Source organism: Foetidibacter luteolus, assembly GCF_009650435.1.
GTDB lineage: Bacteria > Bacteroidota > Bacteroidia > Chitinophagales > Chitinophagaceae > Foetidibacter > Foetidibacter luteolus.
Genome location: NZ_VVIP01000039.1, coordinates 1 through 6,648, shown reverse-complemented (window position 1 = coordinate 6,648; position 6,648 = coordinate 1). Strand labels below are relative to the sequence as shown.

The window sequence follows — 6,648 nt, the reverse complement described above, 5'->3', positions numbered from 1 at the left end:
TGCGCATTGCGGAAGATATCGTTGAGTTTTCTATCCAAAAAAACCTTTCAGACCCGGTAACATTTTTAAAAAAGACATTCAGGCCTGATTTTAATGTTGCCGAATTACATAGTAGAATCGAAGAATCCAGAAGTACGCTAAATAGAGAATCACCTGACTTTTTCGCTGAAATGCAGGATTAGATAAATGAATATTTATCATATGGCAAAAGAACAAACGGCACTTTCACACACTCATGCATTGACTGACAGGGCTATTTTGTTTTAGCTTTAAACATATATCCGATCCTTAATCCCAAATAGTTGTTACGATCTTTTTCATCGCTTGTGGCGGAAATATTACTGATACCTGCATTATAATTTATCATAAAAAATATCCCGCTCTTAAGCTGCCAGCCGGCCAATAGATTTACGCCAAACTCAAAAGGTTTAAAGTCTGCATCATCGCCGTTGCCAAATTTCAAATCGCCATGTTCATTATACATGCCGGTAATCTTATATTTACCAGATAATCCATATGCGAAGGAGGGGCCTGCACCGAAAAAGAATTTTCCATTTACACAATATACCACATTCAGCGGCACCTCAATGTAATTCAGAGTAGTATTGTACTTTATATCTTCATTGGAAAAATTTACAGTCCCCCCTTTTTGTACAAAATTTAATTCAGGACGAAAGCCGACATGGTTTGAGATGGATGATGATAAGGTTAATCCGCCGATAAAGCCGACTTTGGCATCAGAGGTTAACGTAACTCCACCCTGCTTTGCGCTAACAAGTGCAGATGAAATACCTGCAGAAATACCAAAATGGGTTTGCGCATTGGAATAGCTTACCAATATACTCATACTGATAAGTAAATAGATAATCTTTTTCATACAATTATTTTATTAGTTAAGAATGACTGGCGTTTAATTGTGATTGAGTCAATTTACAAGCACTCCAACATTATCGTTGATTGATGCTCACTCAAGAATATTAGTCATGCGGAGTGCAATTAGTTTACGCTGTTGAGTCTGCCTATTTTTCTAATCCTGTTGTTGCCGCCATCGCAGATTAAAAGGTTTCCGTCGGCATCGAAAGACAAGCTGTTAGGGTGGTATAATATCGCGTTTACGGCAGGTCCGCCGTCACCGGCGAATCCGTTGGTTCCGTTGCCTGAGACAAGTTTGATAATGCCTGTTTTTTTATCTACAGCATATACCTGGGAAAGAATTTCATCCGAAATAAAAAGATTACCATTCTTATCTATTGCAATACCAACAGGCTGGGCAAAAGATGCCTCTGTCGCTAATACGCCCATGCCGCTATTCCCTAAAACTCCGTTGCCAGCTACGGTGGAAATTTTATCAGTTAGAGCATTTATTTTTCTGACCCGGTAATTGAATTCATCGCTGACATAAATATCACCGCATTCCTCATCCACTGTTATGTTCCATATAAAATTAAAATTGGCGTTCTTTGCAGACCCGCCATCTCCGGCGTATCCACGATCGCCACTGCCTGCAATGGTGGATATTATTTTAGTCTGCATGTTTAATTTCCTTACACGAAGCCCTGTACCATCTGAAAAAATCAAGTTGCCATTATTGTCGAAAACAAGGCCAAACGGCTCATTAAGATTTGTTTCCAAAGCTTTATGACCATCACCATTAAAATCAGGTACGCCTGTCCCTGCAATGGTGTTTATAATGCCCGTTCTTCTATCTACCTTGCGAATCCTATTATTTGCTAAATCAGAAATGTACAGGTTACCTGCATTATCTGTTGCGGTATGAAATGCATACGCTAAACTTGCCTGTGTGGCCGGGCCGCCATCTCCTGAAAATCCTGCATTTCCATTTCCCGCAACGGTGGTAATTCTGCCGGTTCTTCCATCCACCTTTCTTATTACATTGTTACCTAAGTCTGATATATAAAGATCCCTCCTTATTTTATCAACATATACGTTTGACGGACTGTTTAGTAAAGCATAAGCAACGGGGCCGCCGTCGCCCGCATAACCATACACATTACTTCCTGCAAAGGTGTTAATAGCCGGATTGTTTAACATTAGCCTGGCCTTGCTTTTATCAGCCTGAATGTTCTGCAAATCAGTATCCGAAGGTGTTAATTCATTTTTCTTACAATTGGTAAAAAAGCAAACCAGCAGACATGCCGTTGCTAATATGTTTTTCGTTTTTTGTATAGGTTCCATGATTATTATTTTAGGCGCACAAATTATTATCGGCCCATACTTTTGTGTATAGCGAATTAGCAGTTTGAATCTTTGGATTTGCGATTGGGATACTTCAATTTGTAGCGGCGACAAGTTTTAAAATATCAGTAATTAACACCCGTCTGATGCAGGATAAACTATGCTTTCAGTTTAGTTATTCGTTATTTATTTAAAACTGCAAAATGAGAACGCCATCTTGCAAATACAGATAACAGAATAGGAAAATAATTTTTATATTTAGAAGATGAAACGTTGCGCCGCCATGGTTTTGCCCTTCATATGAAGATCATAATGTCTGTGCTGATTATTCTTGTAGATGCTGCATATGTTAAGGTACAGCAGTCAAAAGTTGACAGTTTAAAAAAACTGATAACAAAAACGGATTCAGGCAACGCTTCAATAGAATTATATATAAACTTAGGCTGGGCCTATCGTGATGCAAAAAGGATGGATTCCTGCGTATTGAGTTTAAACGTGCTATCGCAATTAACAAAGCAAATAATTACTGCTTAACAAAACAGTGTTGGGATGCCGGGAAGATTGCCTATGTATTGTTTGAAATGGGTGATTACCTGCGATCATTGCAATACGCAACTCAGCAGCTCGAACTAGGCAGGCAATTAAACGATACAGGCAGCGTTGGTGCAGCATACCTCGTGTTAGGTCACGATTACAGGGAGATGGGTGATTACCGCAATCCGCTCAATCATTATTCAAAGGCATTTGATACATGGGAAATTTTTCATAGATGCACACGTGAGCCGCCAGACAATACTTACACTATTCTTTGCATTGCTGAAACTTATTTAAAAATGAATAACCTTGATTCTGCTTTTCTCTATGCACAACATGGATATGCATTAGCGGGAGCTGTTTCATATGGTGTATTAATGCTGCTTGCCGAAAGAATATTGGGTGATATTTATTCGACGAAAGGCGATGATGGAACTGTATTAACATATTACAGGCAAAATGTTCCTGATTATGTGTGGTACAAAGAACGAAACAGGGATCTTGGGTTCGTATTAAACAGTTTGGCGCAAATATTTCATTGGCGAAATGAATATGATTCTGCAATATTTTATGCGAAACGGGCATTGGCAAATGCAGACAGGTTTCACGATCGGCAGAATCTTTATACAGCTTCGCGATTGTTGTATGTCTTGAACGACAGCTTGCACAATATACCCGAAGCTTTTGAGTATTTTAAAATAGCAGAAGCTGCCAAAGACAGTATTGCAAGTATTGATAGAATTAGGCAGGTGCAGGCGATTACCTACCATGAAGAGGTTCGCGAGAAACTACAGGTAGAAACTGATGCTAAAGCGGCAACTAGAACAAAACTCATCCTAATTATTGCATCCTTAGCCGGTTTGATTGTTACGCTTCTTGTATGGATAAGGGTAAGACAATTGAGACGTAAATACAAAGCGATACTGGAGCAAAAAGAACTGGAGAAACTTAAAACCAAACATGAAAAAGAGATGCTGGAATTGGAGGCCAAAGCGCTGCGTGCACAAATGAACCCGCATTTTATTTTCAATTGCATGAATTCGATAAAAGCGTTGATACAGGAAGGCGAAGAAGACAAAGCCATTAGTTACTTAACTACGTTTTCAAAATTGATAAGAACTATTTTTCAGAATTCAGACAAAAGAGAGATAAGCCTGTTTGATGAAATAGAAACATGCAAGCTTTATACACAGCTTGAAAGCATGCGTTTTGAAAATAAATTCAGCTACACTTTTGATATAAATAAATACATTGATCTGAAATCACTACCAGTTCCCGCATTAATTATTCAGTCTTTTATTGAAAATGCGATATGGCATGGCATCATACCTAAAGATGGCGGCTACGTAAATATAAGTGTGCAAAACGGAAATGAAGCAGTGCGTTGTACGATAGATGATAACGGCATTGGCAGGGAAATGTCGAAACAAAATAAATTCAAGACAGACTCAACACACCATTCAAAGGGAATGCGTCTTACTCAAAACCGTCTCGATCTTGATAACTTGACTCATGAAAGAAATGCTTCTCTTGAGGTCATCGATAAAAAAAGCAACGAAGGACAACCCACCGGAACAACAGTGATACTAAGGTTTATAGAAGTTTAATATGCCCGGCCAATGAAAATAAAAATATCAACATACTGGAAATGTCAGCTCATAGGATGGTGCATTATTGCTTTATTCTTATACTTTGTAAATATTGTTACTTCGCCAGAAGGAAAAGGCTTTTTTATACGTGCAGTTGCAACCGCTTTTTTTGGAATATTTTTCAGCCATTCGCTGCGGTTAACCATAAAATGGTTTAAAATATTTAATAACAGGCTGGCACTTCAAATAGTTTACCTGTCTTTGTTAAGCGCACTATGGGCTTTTCTCGGCACTGCCTTTTTTCTTTGGGTACTCACGGTTACAGGAATCCAACAAAGTACCAATCCACAAAACCCTCTTACGGACCAGTTTTTTCACTTCACCATTTATGCTTACTACCAGGTGTCGATAATTACTGTAAGCTGGACGGCAATTTACTTTTTAGTTCACTATATCAGGGAAATAAGAAAGGCAGAACAGAAAAAGGCGCAACTGAAAATAAAACTAATTGAATCCGAAGCCCAGGCGTTGCGGTCACAAATGAATCCGCATTTTATTTTCAATTGCATGAATTCCATCAAATCTCTTATACAGACAGGTGAAGATGATAAGGCGATTGATTACCTGACCACATTCTCAAAATTGATCAGAACTATTTTTAATAACTCTGATAAAAAAGAGATCAGTTTATTTGATGAAATAGAAACCTGCAGGTTATATACACAACTTGAAAGCATGCGCTTTGAAAATAAATTCAGCTGTACGTTTGATATAAATAAAAATATTGACCTTAAATCTCTATCGGTTCCCGCATTGATTATTCAGCCTTTTATTGAAAATGCGATATGGCACGGCATCGTGCCAAAAGAAGATGGAGGCTATGTAAACATAAGTGTACAAAACGAAAACGAAGCAGTTCGTTGTATGATAAATGATAACGGAATTGGCAGGGAAATGTCGAAACAAAATAAATTTAAAACCGACTCAACACATCATTCAAAGGGCATGCATCTTACACAAAGCAGGCTTGACCTTGATAACCTGATTAATGAGAGAAATGCATCGCTTGAAATCATCGACCAAAAAGATGAACATGGAAATGCAACGGGCACGAGCGTTATTCTTACCTTCAAAAAATATTAAAATGATCACCGCTATTATTATAGATGATGAGCAACATTGCATCAATTCACTTTCAGCGGACATATCAAAACATTGCGCCAATGTGGAAATACAGGCCATGTGCAATTCAGCCAAGGAAGGAATTATGGCCATAAAGAAATTGAAGCCGCAGCTTATCTTTCTTGACGTTGAAATGCCCTGGATGAATGGGTTTGAAATGCTTGAAATGTTTGATCATATTGACTTTTGTATCATCTTTACCACCGCCTATGACAAATTTGCAGCAAAGGCCTTTCGCATCAGTGCCGTCGATTATTTGTTGAAACCGATTGATGCGGGCGACTTAAAAATTGCCATAAAAAAAGCAGAAGAGAAAATAAATGCTTCAGGTGGTGTTATAAATATTCAAAACCTGCTGCATAATATCCGTCAGCCGGAGCTGCTGCAGAAAGTTGCATTGCCAAGCAGGGATGGATACCAGTTTGTATCCGCTCAATCTATTTTGTATTGTAGGGCCGAAGGCGCCTATACCAAAGTTTTCATCAGCGACAAACATCCGTTGCTGATATCAAAAACACTGGGTGATATTGAAGAGATGTTGCCGACAGGGATTTTTACTCGCATACATCATTCAACCATTGTTAACATGAATGCAATTACCAATTACTCCAGAACCGATGGCGGATATGTTGTTATGAACACTGGTGAAAAGCTGGTTGTATCCAAACCAAGAAAAGATGCTTTACTCGAAAAACTTGGGTTAAAGAAAGAGTAATAGTCTTCATTTGTGTATTCGGTTATCAACTGATTAATGGCCTGGAAAAAATTCCATCCATAGTATCCAAGGACAAATATGCGCTTGGTCTAAAAAAAGAGAAGCCGGTTAACCAGCGTAAATGCAGTGCAGAATATTGGAACGAAATTGTATCTGAGATGGGAAAATATTACAAAGTACCCAAAGACAAAATCGAAAAGGCAAGGAGAAGCAGGATCTACCTGAAATAATGACTTCAGTTCATCTCTTCAAATCTTCCTGATCTTTCGCAATAAATTGACTGTTGACCAATACAGAATCGTCTATTCGTAATGCTTTTAGTGTGCTTACTCCAGTTGATCTGTTGTGACCTTTCAATCCTTTTAATCAGGGATTCAAAGTAAGAGTGTGTCAAAATCAATGAGGATTCTGCTGGATTGTATTCTTTAAAAT

At 38.3% G+C, this 6,648-nt stretch carries 7 protein-coding genes; 4 read left to right on the top strand and 3 right to left on the bottom strand.

What is annotated here, in order from left to right:
- Positions 1 to 182: hypothetical protein (locus F0364_RS28920; protein WP_207632635.1), on the top strand; the 182-nt coding region annotated here is incomplete at its 5' end.
- Between the two features lie 71 nt (positions 183 to 253).
- Here the strand turns inward: F0364_RS28920 and F0364_RS11995 are convergent.
- Positions 254 to 877, bottom strand: a complete 624-nt coding sequence (locus tag F0364_RS11995; RefSeq protein ID WP_153798030.1) for a porin family protein — start codon at positions 875 to 877, stop codon at positions 254 to 256.
- A gap of 119 nt (positions 878 to 996) precedes the next feature.
- Positions 997 to 2,196 (bottom strand): NHL repeat-containing protein, encoded by a 1,200-nt coding sequence (locus F0364_RS11990; RefSeq protein WP_153798029.1) that lies wholly within the window; start codon positions 2,194 to 2,196, stop codon positions 997 to 999.
- Positions 2,197 to 2,777: 581 nt separating this feature from the next.
- Here F0364_RS11990 and F0364_RS11985 point away from each other — a divergent pair.
- Positions 2,778 to 4,337, top strand: coding sequence for a tetratricopeptide repeat-containing sensor histidine kinase (locus tag F0364_RS11985; protein ID WP_153798028.1), 1,560 nt, complete (start codon positions 2,778 to 2,780; stop codon positions 4,335 to 4,337).
- Positions 4,338 to 4,381: 44 nt separating this feature from the next.
- Here F0364_RS11985 and F0364_RS28915 read toward each other — a convergent pair whose 3' ends face one another.
- Positions 4,382 to 4,525 (bottom strand): hypothetical protein, encoded by a 144-nt coding sequence (locus F0364_RS28915; protein ID WP_207632634.1) that lies wholly within the window; start codon positions 4,523 to 4,525, stop codon positions 4,382 to 4,384.
- Between the two features lie 55 nt (positions 4,526 to 4,580).
- Between F0364_RS28915 and F0364_RS11980 the strand changes: the two genes are divergently transcribed.
- Complete coding sequence (locus tag F0364_RS11980) at positions 4,581 to 5,462, top strand: sensor histidine kinase (protein WP_207632633.1); 882 nt, start codon at positions 4,581 to 4,583, stop codon at positions 5,460 to 5,462.
- 1 nt (position 5,463) lies between these two features.
- Positions 5,464 to 6,216: a LytR/AlgR family response regulator transcription factor gene (locus F0364_RS11975; RefSeq protein WP_207632632.1), complete on the top strand. Its 753-nt coding sequence runs from the start codon at positions 5,464 to 5,466 to the stop codon at positions 6,214 to 6,216.
- The last annotated feature ends 432 nt before the right edge of the window (positions 6,217 to 6,648 follow it).

Bases quoted from the DNA above. Each gene is read 5' to 3' on its own strand.
- F0364_RS11995 (WP_153798030.1), bottom strand. From the start codon at position 877: ATGAAAAAGATTATCTATTTACTTATCAGTATGAGTATATTGGTAAGC.
- F0364_RS11990 (WP_153798029.1), bottom strand. From the start codon at position 2,196: ATGGAACCTATACAAAAAACGAAAAACATATTAGCAACGGCATGTCTG.
- F0364_RS11985 (WP_153798028.1), top strand. From the start codon at position 2,778: ATGGGTGATTACCTGCGATCATTGCAATACGCAACTCAGCAGCTCGAA.
- F0364_RS28915 (WP_207632634.1), bottom strand. From the start codon at position 4,525: ATGGTTAACCGCAGCGAATGGCTGAAAAATATTCCAAAAAAAGCGGTT.
- F0364_RS11975 (WP_207632632.1), top strand. From the start codon at position 5,464: ATGATCACCGCTATTATTATAGATGATGAGCAACATTGCATCAATTCA.